We start from the raw sequence: 18275 nt of genomic DNA, 5'->3' as shown, positions 1-18275 counted from the left end.
TGCGGGTGGCCATTGTCGGGGATGTCCTGCATTCGCGGGTCGCGCGTTCCAACCTTTGGCTGCTACAGACCCTCGGCGCGAAAGTGACGCTGGTGGCCCCGCCCACTCTGCTGCCGGTTGGCGCGGGCGGATGGCCCTGCGACATCAGCTACGACCTGGATGAGACACTCCAGCAAGGGGTCGACGCCGTCATGATGCTGCGCCTGCAGGCCGAACGGATGAACGACGCTTTCTTCCCCTCCACCCGCGAGTATTCGCGCAAGTGGGGCTTCGACGACGCGCGGCTGCGGGCACTCGGCGAACAGCCCGGAGCCGCCACCGTGATCATGCATCCGGGACCGATGAACCGTGGTCTGGAAATCTCCTCCGCCGCTGCGGATTCCGAACGCTCCACGGTCCTTGCACAGGTCCGCAATGGCGTTTCCGTCCGGATGGCCGCCCTCTACCTGTTGCTCGCGGGCGATTCACACCAGCAGAGCACACCAATTGAGCAGAAAGGCGCGGTGCTATGACAGCGCAAAACCGTTACCTGATCAAGGGAGCCGACCTTGCTGGCGCCGGCCGCACGGATCTGCTGATCGAAGACGGACGGATTGCAGCTACCGGCCGCGATGCCACCGGAAACGGTGCAATCGGCAACGGCGCAAAGGTCATCGACGCCGACGGGCTGGTCGCGCTGCCCGGCTTGGTGGACATGCACACACACCTGCGTGAACCCGGACGCGAGGACGCCGAAACGGTGGAAACCGGAACCAGGGCCGCAGCGCTCGGCGGATTCACCGCCGTGCACGCAATGGCTAACAGTTCGCCGGTCGCCGACACCGCAGGCGTCGTCGAACAAGTACACAGCCTGGGCCGCAGGGCCGGCTGGGTGGATGTCCGCCCGGTCGGAGCCGTCACCATCGGATTGGCGGGGGAGCGGCTGGCCGAACTGGGCGCCATGGCGGATTCCCGCGCAAAGGTCCGGGTGTTTTCCGACGACGGCATCTGTGTCTCCGACCCGGTACTGATGCGCCGGGCACTTGAGTACGTCAAGGCGTTCGACGGCGTCATCGCCCAGCATGCGCAGGAGCCACGCCTGACCGAAGGCGCGCAGATGAACGAAGGCGAAGTCTCGGCCGTGCTCGGCCTCGGTGGCTGGCCGGCCGTCGCCGAAGAGTCGATCATCGCCCGGGATGTGCTGCTGGCCAAGCACGTCGACTCACGGCTGCACGTCTGCCATGTCTCGACGGCCGGATCGGTGGAAATCATCCGCTGGGCCAAGGAACGTGGCATCAAGGTCACCGCCGAGGTCACTCCCCATCACCTGTTGTTGACGGACGAGCTAGTCCGCAGCTACGACCCGGTCTACAAGGTCAATCCGCCGCTGCGGACCGATGAGGATGTCCGCGCCCTCCGCGAGGGACTCGCGGACGGAACCATCGACGTCGTCGGCACGGACCATGCCCCGCACCCCACTGAGGCCAAGGACTGCGAATGGGCGCAGGCTGCGATGGGTATGACCGGACTTGAAACGGCATTGTCGGTGGTGCAGGAAACCATGGTGGAAACCGGCATGCTGGACTGGTCCGCCGTCGCACGGATAACTTCGACGACGGCGGCCGTCATCGGGCAACTGCAGGACCAGGGCCGCCCGCTGCAGGTGGGGGAGCCGGCCAACATCACCTTGGTCGATCCGGCCGCCCGCTGGACGGTTGAGCCGTCCAGGATGGCGACGAAGGGCCGGAACAGTCCCTTCGCCGGACGCCAGTTGCCCGGCGCCGTCATCGCGACATTCTTCAACGGCCATCCAACAGTGCTCGAGGGCAAGCTCGACACTCCGCGGCCAGGAGGTCCGGCGTGGAACGAGTAACCGCCGTTCTTCTGAGCGTTTGCGTCATTGCGGCCCTGCTGGCCCTGGTGGGTCTTGGCTGGCGCGCCCGGCTTAAGCGGCAGCAGCAGTTCGGCGAACTGCCGCCGGCACCGGCCGTGCTGTCACCGGCGTCGCTGCTCGTCGAAGGACAGTACGTGGTGACAACCACCGAAGGGGACTGGCTGGACCGCATCGCGGTGCACAGCCTCGGCGTGAAATCCAACGCGGCGTTGAGCATCCATGCCCAAGGCGTCCTGCTGCGCCGCACTGGAGCCCGGGATGTCTTCATTCCAGTCGGAGCGCTGAACCGGGTACGTACCGAAAGCGGCATGGCCGGCAAATTCGTCGAAAAGGAAGGCCTCGTGGTCCTCAGCTGGGGTCTCGCGGGTCATGGCGTCGACACGGCCTTCCGGACCAGGCACGCAGCGGAAAAGGCTCCGCTGGTGGAAGCCCTGGCCGAACTCCTACCCACAGAACCGCGCAACGGCGACATCAAGGACAGACAGTGACAGAACAAGCAATCATTTCCTCCGGCGCAGTGCTGGTCCTTGAGGACGGGCGGACCTTCCGCGGCACCAGTTACGGGGCCACCGGCACCGCCCTCGGCGAAGCGGTGTTTGCCACCGGCATGACGGGGTACCAGGAGACGATTACAGATCCCTCCTATGCACGCCAGCTCGTCGTGCAGACGGCACCGCATATCGGCAACACCGGAGTAAACCGCGACGACGCCGAGTCCCGCCAGATCTGGGTGGCCGGCTACATCGTCCGCGACGCCGCCCGGCGGCCATCCAACTGGCGCTCCGAGATGAGCCTCGACGAGGAATTGCGGGATCAGGGCATCATCGGCATCCAGGGCGTTGACACCCGCGCCATTACCCGGCACCTGCGAGAACGCGGCGCGATGCGTGCCGGAATCTTCTCGGGAGCGGAGGCAGCCCGGCCGGTGGACCAACTGCTGGCCGAGGTGACCGCCAGCGAGTCGATGGAAGGCTCGAAGCTGGCAGAGGAAGTCAGTATCGACAGCTCCTACGTCGTTGAACCGTCTTCCCACGGCTGGGATGGTGACACGAAATTCAGCATTGCCGCCGTCGACCTGGGCATTAAGTCCATGACGCCGCAGCGCCTCGCCGAACGCGGAGTGCGGGTGCATGTGCTGCCGGCCACGGCCACCCTCGAGGATATCGATGCGCTCGAGGTGGATGGCGTTTTCTACTCCAACGGACCCGGCGATCCCGCCACGGCCGAACATCAGGTGAAACTGCTGCGTCAGGTCCTCAACCAACGGATTCCGTTTTTCGGAATCTGCTTTGGCAACCAGCTGCTCGGCCGCGCCCTTGGCTTCGGCACCTACAAGCTCCGTTACGGGCACCGCGGCATCAACGTTCCGGTGATGGACCGGCACACCGGCAAGGTCGAAATCACCAGCCAGAACCACGGCTTCGCCGTCGACGCCCCACTGGATGGGCCGGTCGAGGCGCCCGAACCGGGATTCGGCCGGGTGGAAGTGAGCCACGTCTGCCTCAATGACGACGTCGTCGAGGGGCTCAATTGCCTCGACATTCCCGCGTTCTCGGTCCAGTACCACCCGGAGGCAGCTGCCGGACCGCACGACGCCGCCTACCTCTTTGACCGCTTTATCGACATGATGGCCGGCAACCGCGCAACCGGCGCGCAGCCGGACCAGCACCATTCGGGCAACAACCAGCCCAGCCAGGAGAACCATGCCTAAGAGAACCGATCTGAACAGCGTCCTCGTCATTGGCTCGGGCCCGATCGTCATCGGGCAGGCCGCCGAGTTCGACTACTCCGGTACGCAGGCCCTGCGTGTGCTGAAGGAAGAAGGCCTGCGGGTCATTCTGGTCAACTCCAACCCGGCGACCATCATGACGGATCCGGAGTTTTCCGACGCCACCTACGTGGAGCCGATCACGCCGGAGGTGGTAGAGAAGATCATCGCAAAGGAGCGCCCTGATGCGCTGCTGCCGACCCTGGGCGGCCAGACCGCGCTGAACACCGCCATCGCCCTGGATAAGAACGGCGTGCTGGCCAAGTACAACGTCGCGCTGATCGGCGCCAACGTCGAGGCCATTGAGGCGGGTGAGGACCGTTTTAAGTTCAAGGAAGTCGTGGCCCGCTGCGGCGCGGAATCGGCACGGTCCACCATCGTCCATTCCCTGGATGAGGCTTTCGCCGCCGCGGATGAGCTCGGCTATCCAATGGTGGTCCGGCCCTCCTTCACGATGGGTGGATTGGGGTCCGGATTGGCCTACAACGCCGAGGATCTGCGCCGTATTGCCGGCGCCGGCATCCAGTACAGCCCGACCAGCGAGGTACTGCTCGAAGAGAGCATTCTCGGCTGGAAGGAGTACGAGCTGGAGATGATGCGCGACACCAATGACAACGTCGTCGTCGTCTGCTCCATTGAGAATGTGGACCCGGTCGGCGTGCACACCGGCGACTCGATCACCGTTGCGCCGGCCTTGACCCTGACCGACCGCGAGTACCAGCGGCTGCGCGACATTTCCATTGCGGTTATCCGCGAGGTCGGAGTCGACACCGGCGGCTGCAACATCCAATTCGCCATTGAACCGGACACCGGCCGCGTCGTCGTAATTGAAATGAACCCGCGCGTTTCGCGGTCCTCGGCGCTGGCCTCGAAGGCCACAGGTTTTCCGATCGCCAAGATCGCGACGAAGCTCTCGCTCGGCTACACCCTGGACGAGATTCCGAACGACATCACCCGGCAGACACCCGCCTCCTTCGAGCCGACGCTGGACTACGTCGTCGTGAAGGTGCCGCGGTTTGCCTTCGAGAAGTTCCCGGCCGCCGATCCGACCCTGACGACCACCATGAAGTCGGTCGGCGAGGCGATGGCGATCGGCCGCAACTTCACCGAGGCGCTGCAGAAAGCGCTGCGGTCACTCGAGCAGAAGGGCGCCTCCTTCCGGTTCGACTCCGTCAATGAACTTGATGTTCCCGATCTGGTGGCCGCCGCCGCGCGTCCGACGACGGAACGGCTCGCCCAGGTGCAGCAGGCGCTGCTGGGCGGGGCCGGCATCGAGGAGTTGTACAAGAGCACCGGCATCGACCGGTGGTTCCTGGACCAGCTGCAGCTGCTCAATGAAGTCGCCGCGCAGATCAAGGCCTCCACAGGACTGAACGAGGATATCCTGCGCCTCGCCAAGCGGCATGGCTTCTCTGACGAGCAAATTGGTGCCTTGACGCACACGCCCGAGGCGGTCGTGCGCGGCGTCCGGCACGCACTCGGCGTGCGTCCGGTCTTCAAGACGGTGGATACCTGCGCGGCTGAATTCGCCGCCTACACCCCGTACCACTACTCGTCCTATGACGAGGAGGACGAGGTGGAACTGCACTCGAAGCCCTCGGTGATCATCCTCGGTTCCGGCCCCAACCGGATCGGGCAGGGGATCGAGTTCGACTACTCCTGTGTGCATGCGTCGATGGCCCTGCGCGAAGCCGGCTACGAGACAGTGATGGTCAACTGCAACCCGGAAACCGTCTCCACCGACTACGACATTTCCTCCCGGCTGTACTTCGAACCGCTGACGCTCGAGGACGTGCTGGAGGTCATCGCGGCCGAGGAACGGACCGGGGGAGTGATGGGCGTGTTCGTGCAGCTGGGCGGGCAGACTCCGCTGAAGCTCGCGCAGGCACTGTCCGACGCCGGCATCCCCATCCTCGGCACCTCACCCGAGGCGATTGACCTGGCCGAACACCGCGGCGCCTTCAGCCGGGTTTTGGACCAGGCCGGCCTCATCGCCCCGAAGAACGGCACGGCTGTCTCCTTCGAGGAATCGAAGAAGATTGCCGACGAGATCGGGTACCCGGTCCTGGTCCGGCCTTCCTACGTCCTCGGTGGACGCGGGATGGAAATCGTCTACGACGAGCCGAGCCTGTCCCGCTATATTGCCAACGCCACGGAGATCACTGCAGCGCATCCAGTCCTGATTGACCGGTTCCTGGAGGACGCGGTGGAGATCGACGTCGATGCGCTCTACGACGGCAAGGATCTGTATCTGGGCGGAATCATGGAACACATTGAGGAGGCCGGGATCCACTCCGGTGACTCCGCCTGTGTGCTGCCGCCAATCACCCTCGGTTCAGACATACTCGAGCGGGTCCGCACGGCCACCGAAGCCATTGCTGCCGGCGTCGGCGTCCGTGGCCTGATCAATATCCAGTTCGCCCTCGCCTCCGATGTGCTTTACGTGCTCGAAGCGAATCCGCGGGCATCCCGCACGGTACCGTTCGTCTCCAAAGCGACGGGTGTGCAGATGGCCAAGGCAGCGGCGCTGATAGGCACCGGTGTGAGCATCACCCATCTGCGCAGCGTCTACAAGCTGTTGCCGGAGACCGGCGACGGCGGCAGTCTGCCGGCCCAGGCGCCTGTTGCCGTGAAGGAGGCGGTGATGCCGTTCAGCCGGTTCCGTACTCCCGAAGGTACGGTCGTCGACTCGCTGCTCGGGCCTGAGATGCGTTCCACCGGCGAGGTGATGGGGATTGATCAGTACTTCGACACTGCCTTCGCCAAGAGCCAGGCCGCTACGAACAACCCGCTGCCGACGTCGGGCAAGGTCTTTGTCTCCGTCGCCAACCGGGACAAGCGGTCCATCATTATGCCGGTCAAACGGCTGACCGACCTCGGCTTCGAAATCCTCTCCACTGGCGGCACCGCCGACGTGCTGCGGCGCAACGGCATCCACGCCACGACGGTGCGCAAGGTGGCCGAAGGGAGCAGCGAGGACGGCCAGGGGACGATCGTCGACATCATCAACGCAGGCGGAGTCGACATGATCTTCAACACCCCTTCCGGTGGACAGGCGCGCGGTGATGGCTATGAGATCCGGGCCGCCGGTATTTCGATTGGCCGTCCGGTGATCACCACAGTGGCGGAGTTCGGCGCGGCGGTCCAGGCCATCGAGGCGATGCGTACCTTCGAGTGGAACGTCACGCCCCTGCAGGAGCACGCCGCCAAGCTTGCCGCTGCCTTTGCCGCGGCGGCCGAATGAGCGCAGCGGACATCCGTCCACCGTTCGGCGCGCGGCTGGAGCGGGCGATGGCCGACGGGGGGAACCTGTGTGTCGGCATCGACCCGCACCCACAGCTGTTGAACGACTGGGGCCTGGACGATTCGCCAGCCGGGTTGGAGACGTTTTCGCTCCGCGTGGTTTCGGCGTTGGCAGGCGAAGTTGCCGTCCTGAAGCCGCAGGTGGCGCTGTTCGAGCGGCACGGATCTGCCGGAATCGCCGTGCTCGAAAAGACTCTCGCCGCCGCGGCAGAGGGAGGAACTTTGACGTTGGCGGACGCTAAACGCGGCGACATCGGCTCGACAATGGCCGCCTACGCTGACGCCTGGCTGCGCGATGGTTCCGCTCTGGCCGCGGACGCCGTCACCCTGAGCCCCTACCTGGGCTTCGAGTCGCTGCGTCCGGCGCTTGATCTTGCGCGGCAGTCCTGCCGGGGCGTGTTTGTGCTGGCGCTGACCTCCAATCCGGAGGGCGCCACCGTACAGCACCGCGGAGAGCCGGGCTCGGTTGCCAAGGGCATTGTCCGGGCCACCGCGGCTGAAAACCATGACGGCGGCGGGGCGCTCGGCTCAGTCGGCCTTGTGGTCGGCGCCACCACCGGCGATGCCCTGAAAAGGCTGGGCATCAACCTGCAGCGGTTGAATGGACCCATCCTGGCGCCGGGGCTGGGCGCACAGGGTGCAACGCCGTCGGACATTAAAGCGACCTTTGGGCCCGTCTTTGACCGCGTCCTGGCGAGCACCAGCCGCGGCGTGCTGCAGGCTGGTCCCACTGAGCGGGATCTGCTCGCTGCCGCCACCGCGGCCCGGGACGAACTGTCCGCCCTGCGTGCCTAGCGCCAGTCGCCTGAAACGACCGGGAACGGTCCGCAGCTGCGAGAACGGTGCTGACCACCACCGTTCTCGCCGCCAAGCACCGGCCTCGGTATTTCCGGCGCCTAGAGCAGCGCGCCAGCACACCTGTCCTGTTGATTTTGGTGCGGCCTTGCGGATAGGTTCAGTTCAAGTCCAACCACCGGCGCGCCCTCAATCGTCAGCGCCTTACTCTTGCCTCCAGGAGTCATACGTGAGTCTTCGACCATTGTCCGACAGCGAACGCGACGCGGCACGCCACAAGGCAACCGCTGCCAGGGCGGCAAGGGCAACAGTCAAAGCTGAACTGAAGTCGGGCGAAACCACTGTGGCCGATGTGATTGCCCGCAGTGCCGAAAATGAAGCTATCGGAAGGCTGAAAGTGTCGGACCTGCTGGAGTCCCTGCCGGGTGTCGGCAAGGTGCGCGCCACTGCCATTATGGAAGAGGTGGGAATCGCCCCCACCCGCCGGGTCCGTGGCCTGGGTGTGCATCAGCGGGTGGCTTTGATCGCCCATTTGGGAGAGCGCTAAGTGCCAAGGGGAAATATTGCACATGGTCTTACGGTCCTCGCCGGCCCCACGGCTGTGGGCAAGGGAACCGTATCGACCTACATCCGGGACCACTATCCGCACGTCTGGCTCTCTGTCTCGGCCACCACCCGGCCGCCGCGCCCCGGCGAGAAAGAGGGCGTGCATTACTACTTCGTCAGTCCTGAACGGTTCGATGAGTTGGTTGCCGCCGGGGAAATGCTGGAGTGGGCCGTGGTGCATGGCCGGAACCGCTACGGGACACTCCGCAGCACCGTCGAGCAGGCCGTGGCTGAAGGCAGATCGGTATTGCTGGAGATCGATCTGCAGGGAGCCCGCCAGGTGCGGGAGAAAATGCCTGAGGCGAATTTCGTCTTCCTGTCCCCGCCGAGCTGGGACGAAATGGTCCGCCGGCTTGTGGGACGGGGCACTGAAACAGCCCTTGAACAGCAAAGGCGGCTGGAAACCGCTAAACTGGAACTTGCTGCCGAATCCGAGTTCGACCATACCGTCGTTAATGACGACGTCCAACGGGCGGCAGCAGAGCTTGTATCACTCATGGGACTGGCCCCCAGCGAACGCACCTGAACACAGGCAGCGGCGCGCCACTGGCCTTACCCAACCGAATTTGGAGATATTGTGTCGACACACAACGAAGGCATCATCAACCCGCCGATCGACTCGCTGCTGGAAGCATCTGATTCCAAGTACGCGCTGGTCATCTACGGTGCCAAGCGCGCGCGCCAGATCAATGCCTACTACGCGCAACTGCACGAGGGTCTCTTCGAGTACGTCGGACCGCTGGTGGACACCAAGCTGAACGAGAAGTCCCTCTCCATCGCATTGCGCGAAATTGACGAAGGCATGCTGGTTTCCACTCCGATCGAGCCGTCCGGCACGGGCGAGTAGCAGAACCGGCACAACGAGCAGCGGCGGCGTGCGTATCATCCTGGGTGTAGGTGGCGGAATCGCCGCCTACAAGTCAGCCACGCTGCTGCGGCTCTTCACCGAAGCAGGCCATTCGGTGACCGTCATCCCGACGGCGTCGGCCGGCGAATTCGTCGGCCGAGCCACCTGGGAGGCACTCTCCGGACAGAAGGTGCCGGAGGGCATTTTCGACGACGTCGAGAAGGTCAACCATGTGCGCCTCGGCCAGGAGGCCGACCTGATTGTGGTCGCCCCGGCGACGGCGGATCTGCTGGCGCGGGCCGCGGCCGGCATGGCCAATGACCTGCTGACCAACACTTTACTGATGGCGGCCTGCCCTGTCCTGATGGCCCCTGCCATGCACACCGAAATGTGGCGGCACCCGGCCACGTCCGCCAACGTTAAGTTGCTCCGCGAACGCGGAATTACGGTGTTGGAACCGGCCACAGGGCGCCTCACCGGAGTTGATTCCGGTCCCGGCCGGCTGCCGGAGCCGGACGAAATTTACGCCGCGGCGATGAACACCGCCGGCGGAGCTTCCGATGGGGCGGCTGTCACTCAACCGGACGCCCGTCAAACTGCCGCCTTTCAAAGCCCCGTGGCTCATAGTGCTGCCGTTCAGCCTGCCGCCGGTCCGCTTGCCGGCAGGACCTTTGTGATCACCGCCGGCGGTACCCGCGAGCCGTTGGATCCCGTGCGTTATCTGGGCAACCGATCCTCCGGCAAGCAAGGCGCAGCATTGGCGAAAGCGGCCCTGGACGCAGGCGCCACCGTGCACTTCATCGCTGCCCACACGGAAGTCGAGCCGCCGGCCGGAGTCGAGCTCACCGCCGTCGAAACCGCCCTCGAATTGCGTGAGGCGGCGCAGGCTGCCGCGCAAGCTGCCGACGTCGTCGTCATGGCTGCTGCTGTGGCGGATTTCCGCCCGGCTGAACTATCCGGCAGCAAGATCAAAAAGCGCGACGACGGCGAGGATCCAGTCATTACGCTGGTCCGCAATCCGGACATCCTGCAGGAACTGGTCCAAAACCGCGACGCCACCGGCTCGACCGGCGTACCGCTGATCGTCGGCTTCGCAGCGGAAACCGGCGACGCAGAGTCCGACATCCTCAGCTACGCCCGCCGCAAACTTGAGCGGAAAGGCTGTGACCTGCTGGTGCTCAATCAGGTCGGCACCGGCGTCGTCTTCGGACAGGATGAGACGTCGGTCCAGATCCTGAGCCCGGGGACCGAGGACACCGAGGCCGCGTCGGGCACCAAGGCCGACGTCGCCGTCGCCATCATCGACCGCATCGCCGTAGAACTCAAAGCACAGCACTGATCATTGCAGCGCTCAACGCAAGGTCACATCGTCCATACGGAATACGCGAAACCAGTAGAGTGATCAAGTGACTTCAGCTAATACCGCCCTGCGCCTTTTCTCCTCCGAGTCTGTCACTGAGGGACATCCGGACAAGATCTGCGACCAAATCAGTGACGCGATCCTCGACGCCATGCTGCGTGCGGATCCCAACTCACGCGTCGCCGTCGAGACCCTCGTCACCACCGGCCTGGTTCATGTAGCCGGAGAGGTAACGACCGATGGATACGTTGAGATTCCGCAGATCGTCCGGGACACGATCCTGAATATCGGCTACAACTCTTCGGATAAAGGCTTCGATGGCGCACGTTGCGGGGTGTCCATTTCCATTGGGCAGCAGTCGGCCGAAATTGCGAGCGGAGTATTCACGTCCCTTGAGACCCGCCAGGGCAGCAATAAAGATCCATTCGACGCCCAGGGCGCCGGCGACCAGGGCATTATGTTCGGCTATGCCACGGACGAAACCCCGTCATTGATGCCAGCACCGATTTCGCTGGCACACCGGCTGTCCGAACGGCTGACCGAGGTCCGCAAGACCGGCCTGCTGGGCTACCTCCGTCCCGACGGCAAGACACAGGTAACCATTGGATACGACGGCGATGTCCCCGTGTCGGTCGATACCGTCGTCGTCTCGAGTCAGCACGAGGCGCAGGTATCTCTCGATACGCTGCGTGCTGACCTGGCCAGGCATGTGATTGATCCTGTATTGGCCGATTCCAACCTTGACTCCTCCAAGGTCCAGCACATTCTCAATCCCGGCGGCGCCTTCGTCATTGGTGGACCGGTTGGCGACGCTGGCCTGACCGGCAGGAAAATCATCGTTGACACCTACGGCGGCATGGCCCGTCACGGTGGTGGAGCTTTCAGCGGCAAGGACCCGTCGAAGGTCGACCGTTCGGCGGCCTACGCCATGCGTTGGGTGGCGAAGAACGTCGTCGCGGCCGGACTGGCCCGGCGGGCGGAGATCCAGGTTGCCTATGCCATCGGTCAGGCGAACCCGGTTGGCATCTATGTTGAAACTTTCGGCACCGAAACCGTGGACCCGTACCGGATTGGAACGGCGATCCGCGAAATTTTCGACCTGCGCCCGCTGGGTATCATCCACGACCTGGATTTGAAGCGCCCCATCTACCAGAAGACCGCCGCCCATGGGCACTTTGGCCGCGATGACGAGGACTTCACCTGGGAGCGTACTGACCGGGTGGCAGAACTAAAGGCCTACTTTAACTCCTGACGCCCGGTACGCACCGAACTTTGTCGGTGCGCCCTGATTGAATATCAGTGGCTGATGCGGACAGTGTTGACGGGGTTGAAGGAGGGGTCGGCCATGGATGACGCGGGACAGCAGCTGTCGTTGCTTCAGGGCTTCAGCGCTCCGGTCAAAAGCTCCAAGGGCCTGCGTGCCGCAGCCGTGTTGCCCGTGGCCCAGGTCCTGATCGATTCGTCGCTTCCACACTTGGACCGGCTCTTCGACTACCTGGTTCCCGTCGAGCTCGACGAACGGGCCCGGCCCGGTGCACGCGTGAAAGTACGGTTTAGCGGACAGGAACTGCCGGGCTTTCTGGTGCGCCGGCTGGAAATCCCTTCGACTGCCGCCAAACTCAGCTTCCTCGGCAAAGTGGTGTCGCCGCAGCCGGTCCTCGCTCCGGATATTGCCGACCTCGCCAACCAGATCGCCGCGCGCTATGTCGGCACGGTGAGCGACGTGATCCGGGTTGCTGTTCCGCCCCGGGTCGCCGGAGTCGAGAAGGAATTCGATCCGGCGCCTGAACCTCCGGCCCGGACGACTGAACCACCCCCAGCCCAGGCGACTGACCCTTCTGCCAGGCAGGACGCAGCATTCGACCATCAGTCCGCGGACCTGCTGGCCGATTACTGCAACGGTGGCGGTTTCCTCGAAAGGCTGCGTCGCCTGGAGGCACCGCGGGCTGTGTTCACGTCGGCCCGGGGCTACGGTCCCCGGGCGTGGCCGCACGAGTTGGCCGATGTACTGCTTGCCGTCCATGGAATGGACTGCGGCGCTATCGTCGTCGTGCCTGATCAAAAGGACCTTGACAGGCTTGAGCAGGCACTTCTGGCCGTCCTTCCAAAGCAGGAATTCGCCAGGCTGAATGCCGAAGACGGGCCGACGCCGCGCTACCGCAATTTCCTGAACGTCCTGCACGGACGGGTAAAACTGGTGATCGGGACCCGTGCTGCCGCATACGCGCCGGTCAAGGATCTGGCCTTGGTCTGCTGCTGGGACGACGGTGACGATCTGCACATTGAACAGCGCGCCCCGTACCAGCACGTCCGCGAAGTCCTGCTGCTGCGGGCCGAGCAGTCAAGAGCAGCGGCAATAATTGGTGGTCTTTCCCGAACCAGCGAAGCCCAGCGTCTGGTGCGAAACGGGTGGGCCCAGTCCATCCACCCGGAACGGACGATGCTGCGGCAGATCACTCCGCGGGTGATCAATACTGCTGACAGCTATGAGCGTGAACGGGACCCGCTGGCCGTAAAGGCGCGGCTGCCGGGGGCTGCCTGGCGGGCAGCGCAAGAGGGGCTTAAGGCAGGTCCTGTCCTGGTCCAGGTGGCGCGCACGGGTTACGCACCCAACATTGCGTGCCAGCAGTGCAGGGAACCCGCGAGATGCACCCAGTGCCAAGGTCCACTGGCGAAAGCCGGCCGCGATGCCGTGCCGACCTGCCGGTGGTGCGCGCGGCCGGCGAATTCATGGCACTGTCAGTACTGCAATAGTCAGCAGCTGCGCGTCTCGGCGGTCGGCGCGGGCCGGACAGCGGAGGAGCTGGGGCGTGCATTCCCCTCGGTGCCGGTGATTTCTTCGGCCGGCGAGCATATCCGTGCCACGGTTTCCGATGCTTCAGCCGTTGTTGTCGCCACCCCGGGAGCGGAGCCGGTGGCTCCGGAAGGATATGCTGCGGCGCTCTTGTTGGATGGGCAATCTTTGCTCAGCCGCGAATCGCTGCGGGCGGGGGAGGACGCGCTGCGACGCTGGTTCACCGCTGCCGCCCTCGTACGCTCCGCCAAAGATGGCGGCAAGGTGGTGATCACCGCGGATGACCAGAGCATCGTCGGCCAGCTCGTCCGCTGGGATGCGGCCGGCGCTGCCGACCGGGAGCTGGCACAGCGGCAGGAACTCTCCCTGCCGCCCAGTGTCAGGGTCGCAGCATTGACCGGCCAGCCCACGACCTTGAAGCAGTTATTGGAGCGCGCAGAGCTGCCCTCAACGGTGCGGGTGATTGGGCCGGCTCCGCTGCCCGAAAGTCCACAGGAACGTCTCTCCGCAACCGAAGAGGTGAATGTTCCTGACCAGCGCATTCTGGTGTTCTTCCCTTACAGTGCCGCGGCGGCGGTTACCTCCGGCCTGCGCTCGGCCCGCTCGGCCATGTCCGCTAAAAAGACCGGCGGTTCCGTGCAGGTACGGTGCGACGGTGTGGACCTGATCTAGCACCCGGCCCGGTGTAGTTACGGCAACCGGTTTGATTCAGCGCGATCGGATTCGGTCCCACGCCGGTCAAACGCCTCCCTGGCCGCTTCCAGCAACTGCTTCGCGGACGCGTCCCAATCGTAGTTCGAGGCACGTGCCAGTCCTGCCGAAGCCATCTCCGTCCAGTGTTCCGGCTCCGCCAGGCTCTCTACGGCCGCGGCAAATTCTTCAGGACTGTCCGGGTCTACATAGGCAGCGGCGTCAGCGCCAACCTCCCGGAAAATAGCGATGTCGCTGGCGATCACGGGCGTACCGACAGACATGGCCTCGATCACCGGCAGTCCGTACCCTTCCGCCCGCGACAAAATGGCCAGCGCCGTCGTCCTGCGGAGCATTTGCTGATAGTCGTCGTCGGAAACGCCATTGTGGAATACCACCTGCATTCCCGGGGCCATGAGTGCTTCCAGCTCCGCCTGCCGCTCCGGGGAGATCCGGCTCAACAGGTGCAGGGTATAGCCAGGCAATTCAGCCATGCCGCGGATCAGTGTCTCGACATTTTTGTACGGCATGAACGAGCCCATATAGAGGATCGTCTTTTCCGGCGCCACCGAGGTATCACGTGGAATCTGCCCCGGCTGCGGGGCATTACCCACGATCCGGACCGATCGTTTGGTCAGGCGGTAGCGGTCAATCAACGACCGGGTCGTTTCGCTGATGGTCGCGACGACGTCGGCCCGGTTGAGCAGCAGCCGCTGTGGCCAGTAGGCCTTGTGATAGAGCCGCCACAGGATCCGTATTGGCAAGGGCAGAAAACCGGGAGGCTCGGGGTTCTCGTAGTAAATCAGGTCGTGCAGGGTCAGGACCAGAGGGTACTTCCGGCCCCAGCTGCCCATCGTCTGCATCGGACAGAACACGACATCGGGGCGCAGTCTATTGATCTTCCATGCCACGAACAGTTCCATCGGCGACAGCGGACTATTGATCTTCACATACGGCACATCCGGCAAAAGACTGAGCTGCCGCTCGTCGTGAATCAACATGACGACGTCGGCGTATTCCGCGGCCGCAGCGATCAGGGACGACCCGTAGCGGCTGATGCCATCGTGGCGGCCTGTCCGCGTGAACCGGGCGTCGATGAGAAGCTTCATACGTTATCCCTCGATCGTAATGACCCAAGGAAGTCCTGGATCAGTGCGGCCGCTTCGGCGGGCTTTTCGTAGTGGATCAGGTGCCCCACATTGTCGAGGAACACCAGTTTGGACCCTGCGATGGACTCCTGAAGCTGCCGCTGCCCGGCGACCGAACCGAGGTCGTCGTCGGTCGCGGCGATCAGCAATACAGGAAGCCTTAACCGGCCCGCCGCCTCGCGCACCGTGCCGCTGATGGAGGCGCGGAATGCTTCCAGCACCACCGTTCGGTTCGCAAACGCACTGAAATACCTGGCGTGTTCAGCATGGATCCACTGGCGCAGAACCGGGTCCTTAGTCCGTGCCATCAGGATACTCATGGCACGGACGATCAACCGGTTGCGGAGCAGGAACAAACCGGCCCGTTCCGGCAGCCGGGCACAGAGAAGATAGTAAAAACCGGTCAATCTCGACAGAAACGCCTTCGAGCCCTTCAAAGCGGGCTCACAGATGGGATTGACGAGGATCAGTGCCTGCAACGCGTGGGAGGGCGAGGCCGCGAAATGTGCCGCGACGATGGATCCAAACGAGTGACCGAGCAGCACGGTGTCCTCCGGCAGCTGCAGTGACTCCATCAACGTTTCGACGCAACGGACATAGTTCGGAACGTTGTGTTCGCCTTCCAGCGGGGCGGATTCGCCGAAACCCGGCAGATCCGGAACGATAACCCGTGCCTGCGGCAGCCTCTCGACAATCTTCAGCAGTCCATGGTGGTCGCCGCGGAAACCATGCAGCATCACCATAGTCGGATGAGGCCGGTCCGGTTCGGCGGGGGAGTAATTCCAATAGCGCACGGAAAAGCCGTGATGCAGGAACTCCCGGGCCACCGCTCTATCCTGCAGCTGCAGGGCCACTAGTTCACCTCGTTGGGATGCGAACCGTACCGCTTGCCACGCTCCAGGGCGGCGATTCGTTCAATCGCGGCGTCGTCCAAAATGAAGTCAAAGACATTGATGTTCTCCCGGATCCTGCCCGCCGAGCTCGCCTTGGGAATGACGATATTGCCCATTTGGACATGCCAGCGCAGAATCACCTGCGCCGCTGATTTGCCATACTCCTTGGCAAGCTCCAGGAATACCGGCTCCTGCAGCAGTGATCCGCGGCCAAGCGGACTCCACGCTTCGGTACGGATTCCATGCTTGGCGTGGAAGTCCTGCAGCCTGGTCTGCTGATTCAAGGGATGCAGCTCCACCTGGTTCACGGCAGGCGGAACGTCCGTTTCCGCCAACAGTTTTTCCAAATGTTCAGGCTCAAAATTGGAGACGCCGATCGCCCGGACCCTGCCCTCGTGGTAGATGGCTTCCAGGGCACGGTAGGTTTCCACGAAGAGGTCCTTGGCCGGGCAGGGCCAATGGATCAACATCAGGTCGATGTACTCCAGTCCCAGCTCGGACATTGAGGTATCGAATGCGCGCAGGGTCTGGTCGTAGCCGTGGTGGTCATTCCAGACCTTGCTGGTGATAAACAGGTCCTCACGGCTCAGCCCGTCACCGGCGACGGCGTTACGTACAGCCTCTCCTACACCCGATTCATTAGCGTAGAGGGCCGCTGTATCGATACTGCGGTAACCCGATTCGATCGCCAACGTCACCAATCCGGCCGTTTCAGCCGGCGGAACCTTGTAGACGCCATATCCTAGTTGCTCCATTTTGACGCCGTTGGCAAGGGACAATCTGGGGACTGTGTGCATGGGAACGACTCTACCCATTCTCTGCTGCCACCTGCACGAGGCGCCGGGCTGTGACCTCGTCGAGGATCAGGTCCGTGGCCAATCCGGCGGCCAACGCTCCGCGCAGACCGTTGATCTTTGACTCGCCGGAGACAACGCAGATCCGGCGCCGGGCAGCGCGCAGAACGCTGAAGTCCGGTCCGCTGGAACGATCGTTCATGGCAATGCCCTGATCAGTACCATCGGCCCGGAAGAAAACCGTAGCGGCATCGCCAACCACTTCGTCGGCAGCGAGCATTGCCAGTGCATCCGGGTCCAGGTATCCGCCGCTGTATACATGACTGGGGATCTCGGAACCAACCGAACCGACGCCGAAAATCGCCGTCGTCATCCGCGACTGCAGGTCCAGGATCCGCTGCACGCTGCGTTCACCCCACATTGCCGTCTTGGTTGAGGGACGGTCGAAGAAGGCTGGAACGGGAAATTGTTCAACCCGGGCGCCGTACGCTTTCCCAAACCGCCGCAGAATTTCACTCGCGTAGGTGATTCCCGTCGTCTGGGTGTTGCCCGCCCCGTTGAGCTGAACAACTGTGCTGTCGTGTGTGATCTTGCGCGTCAGGTGCCGGCTCACCGCGCTGATAGTGGAACCCCAGGCGACTCCAATGATGGCGTTCGAGCCAAGCAGTGGACCAATGGTCCGCGCCGCCTGGATCGCCACCCGCTCGAGTACTTCGGCCTCGTGACCGGTCTCGGTCACTGGAACCACATGCGCCTCGACGCCGAACTCGCGGCTGATCTGCTGCTCCAACTGCGGTGCACGCTCGTGCGGGCTCGTGATCTGGATCTGCACGACGCCGGTTTCCCGCGCACTGGACAGCAGCCTCGAGACAGTTGACCGCGACGTCCGCAGCTCACGTGCGATGGCATCCATTGTCATGTCTTGGAGGTAGTACATTTGTGCAGCCCGCAGGGCGTCCAGCGCCCGGGAGGAAGAGGCTCCACCGCTCGCCGGAACCGGCAGCTCGGCCGTCCGGGTGCGGTGCCTGTCGGCAAATGGACGGGGAACAGAGGGACCGATCATTGAATTCACCTTTTGCACATTTGTGCAATTGAGTTGACCCCGAGGAATCATGTCAAGATGCCCGGCTGGATCGATTCGCAGAATCATTTGAGAATGCCCGGATAGCTGGTTGCGTTTTCGGTCCTCTTTTTGATGTGGTCAGGGTCAGCAGTTCGGCTGTAAGGGCCTGGATTTCACGCTGGATCTTTGCCGGGTTCAGCGGCGTGTTCTCTCGGGTCAGTTTCGTCTTGGTCTTCTTCAAGACGGTCCCTTCATCGGCGAGGACCCGTTGGTACGGGGTGGCCGGCTTGTCGTATTTCTTGGTGATTTTAGCGCCGGTGCGGGTCTTTGAGATGAGCTTC

At 63.6% G+C, this 18275-nt stretch carries 16 protein-coding genes and 1 pseudogene; 12 read left to right on the top strand and 5 right to left on the bottom strand.

All coding sequences use genetic code 11. The features are described 5' to 3' along the window. The 12 genes from Y707_RS26295 to Y707_RS0114410 form a co-directional block, all read left to right on the top strand. Nucleotides 1-512 (top strand): aspartate/ornithine carbamoyltransferase family protein (locus Y707_RS26295; protein ID WP_035781828.1); only part of this gene is annotated, 512 nt, incomplete at its 5' end. Continuing rightward, complete coding sequence (locus tag Y707_RS0114460; RefSeq protein WP_026535610.1) at nt 509-1852, top strand: dihydroorotase; 1344 nt, start codon at nt 509-511, stop codon at nt 1850-1852. The genes Y707_RS26295 and Y707_RS0114460, both read left to right, overlap by 4 nt. Further along, nucleotides 1840-2361: a PH-like domain-containing protein gene (locus Y707_RS0114455; RefSeq protein WP_026535609.1), complete on the top strand. Its 522-nt coding sequence runs from the start codon at nt 1840-1842 to the stop codon at nt 2359-2361. The genes Y707_RS0114460 and Y707_RS0114455 overlap by 13 nt, the downstream gene beginning before the upstream one ends. Then, nucleotides 2358-3584, top strand: a complete 1227-nt coding sequence (gene carA / locus Y707_RS26290; protein WP_051442051.1) for a glutamine-hydrolyzing carbamoyl-phosphate synthase small subunit — start codon at nt 2358-2360, stop codon at nt 3582-3584. Before Y707_RS0114455 ends, carA begins: the two co-directional genes overlap by 4 nt. Further along, a complete protein-coding gene (gene carB, locus Y707_RS0114445; protein WP_026535608.1) occupies nt 3577-6885 on the top strand; it encodes a carbamoyl-phosphate synthase large subunit in 3309 nt (1102 codons plus the stop codon). The genes carA and carB overlap by 8 nt, the downstream gene beginning before the upstream one ends. Further along, nucleotides 6882-7739, top strand: coding sequence for an orotidine-5'-phosphate decarboxylase (gene pyrF, locus Y707_RS26285; protein ID WP_035781826.1), 858 nt, complete (start codon nt 6882-6884; stop codon nt 7737-7739). The genes carB and pyrF overlap by 4 nt, the downstream gene beginning before the upstream one ends. 229 nt (nt 7740-7968) lie before the next feature. Further along, complete coding sequence (gene mihF, locus Y707_RS0114435; protein WP_026535607.1) at nt 7969-8286, top strand: integration host factor, actinobacterial type; 318 nt, start codon at nt 7969-7971, stop codon at nt 8284-8286. Next, nucleotides 8287-8871: a guanylate kinase gene (gmk, locus tag Y707_RS0114430; RefSeq protein ID WP_026535606.1), complete on the top strand. Its 585-nt coding sequence runs from the start codon at nt 8287-8289 to the stop codon at nt 8869-8871. A gap of 51 nt (nt 8872-8922) precedes the next feature. Then, nucleotides 8923-9192 (top strand): DNA-directed RNA polymerase subunit omega, encoded by a 270-nt coding sequence (gene rpoZ, locus Y707_RS0114425; protein WP_026535605.1) that lies wholly within the window; start codon nt 8923-8925, stop codon nt 9190-9192. A gap of 28 nt (nt 9193-9220) precedes the next feature. Next, nucleotides 9221-10531, top strand: a complete 1311-nt coding sequence (locus Y707_RS0114420) for a bifunctional phosphopantothenoylcysteine decarboxylase/phosphopantothenate synthase (RefSeq protein ID WP_026535604.1) — start codon at nt 9221-9223, stop codon at nt 10529-10531. A 67-nt stretch (nt 10532-10598) separates the two neighbouring features. Continuing rightward, nucleotides 10599-11804, top strand: a complete 1206-nt coding sequence (metK, locus tag Y707_RS0114415) for a methionine adenosyltransferase (RefSeq protein WP_026535603.1) — start codon at nt 10599-10601, stop codon at nt 11802-11804. A gap of 93 nt (nt 11805-11897) precedes the next feature. After that, nucleotides 11898-14018: a primosomal protein N' gene (locus Y707_RS0114410; protein WP_026535602.1), complete on the top strand. Its 2121-nt coding sequence runs from the start codon at nt 11898-11900 to the stop codon at nt 14016-14018. A gap of 17 nt (nt 14019-14035) precedes the next feature. Here the strand turns inward: Y707_RS0114410 and Y707_RS0114405 are convergent, their stop codons facing one another. The 5 genes and pseudogenes from Y707_RS0114405 to Y707_RS31545 form a co-directional block, all read right to left on the bottom strand. Further along, the gene (locus Y707_RS0114405) at nt 14036-15145 is read right to left on the bottom strand and encodes a glycosyltransferase family 4 protein (protein ID WP_026535601.1); all 1110 of its coding nucleotides are present in this window, start codon (nt 15143-15145) and stop codon (nt 14036-14038) included. Continuing rightward, nucleotides 15142-16038, bottom strand: coding sequence for an alpha/beta hydrolase (locus Y707_RS0114400; protein ID WP_026535600.1), 897 nt, complete (start codon nt 16036-16038; stop codon nt 15142-15144). The genes Y707_RS0114405 and Y707_RS0114400 overlap by 4 nt, the downstream gene beginning before the upstream one ends. Beyond that, nucleotides 16038-16874 carry an aldo/keto reductase gene (locus tag Y707_RS0114395; protein WP_026535599.1) on the bottom strand — a complete coding sequence of 279 codons (837 nt, stop codon included), beginning with the start codon at nt 16872-16874 and terminating at the stop codon, nt 16038-16040. Before Y707_RS0114395 ends, Y707_RS0114400 begins: the two co-directional genes overlap by 1 nt. A 10-nt stretch (nt 16875-16884) precedes the next feature. Further along, nucleotides 16885-17808 (bottom strand): sugar-binding transcriptional regulator, encoded by a 924-nt coding sequence (locus Y707_RS0114390; protein WP_051442053.1) that lies wholly within the window; start codon nt 17806-17808, stop codon nt 16885-16887. 178 nt (nt 17809-17986) lie between these two features. Beyond that, nucleotides 17987-18275, bottom strand: a pseudogene (locus Y707_RS31545) (hypothetical protein); the annotation flags it as partial.

Source organism: Arthrobacter sp. H14, assembly GCF_000520495.1.
In the GTDB taxonomy this organism is placed as follows: Bacteria; Actinomycetota; Actinomycetes; order Actinomycetales; family Micrococcaceae; genus Arthrobacter_C.
This window is presented reverse-complemented; position numbering and strand designations above follow the sequence as displayed.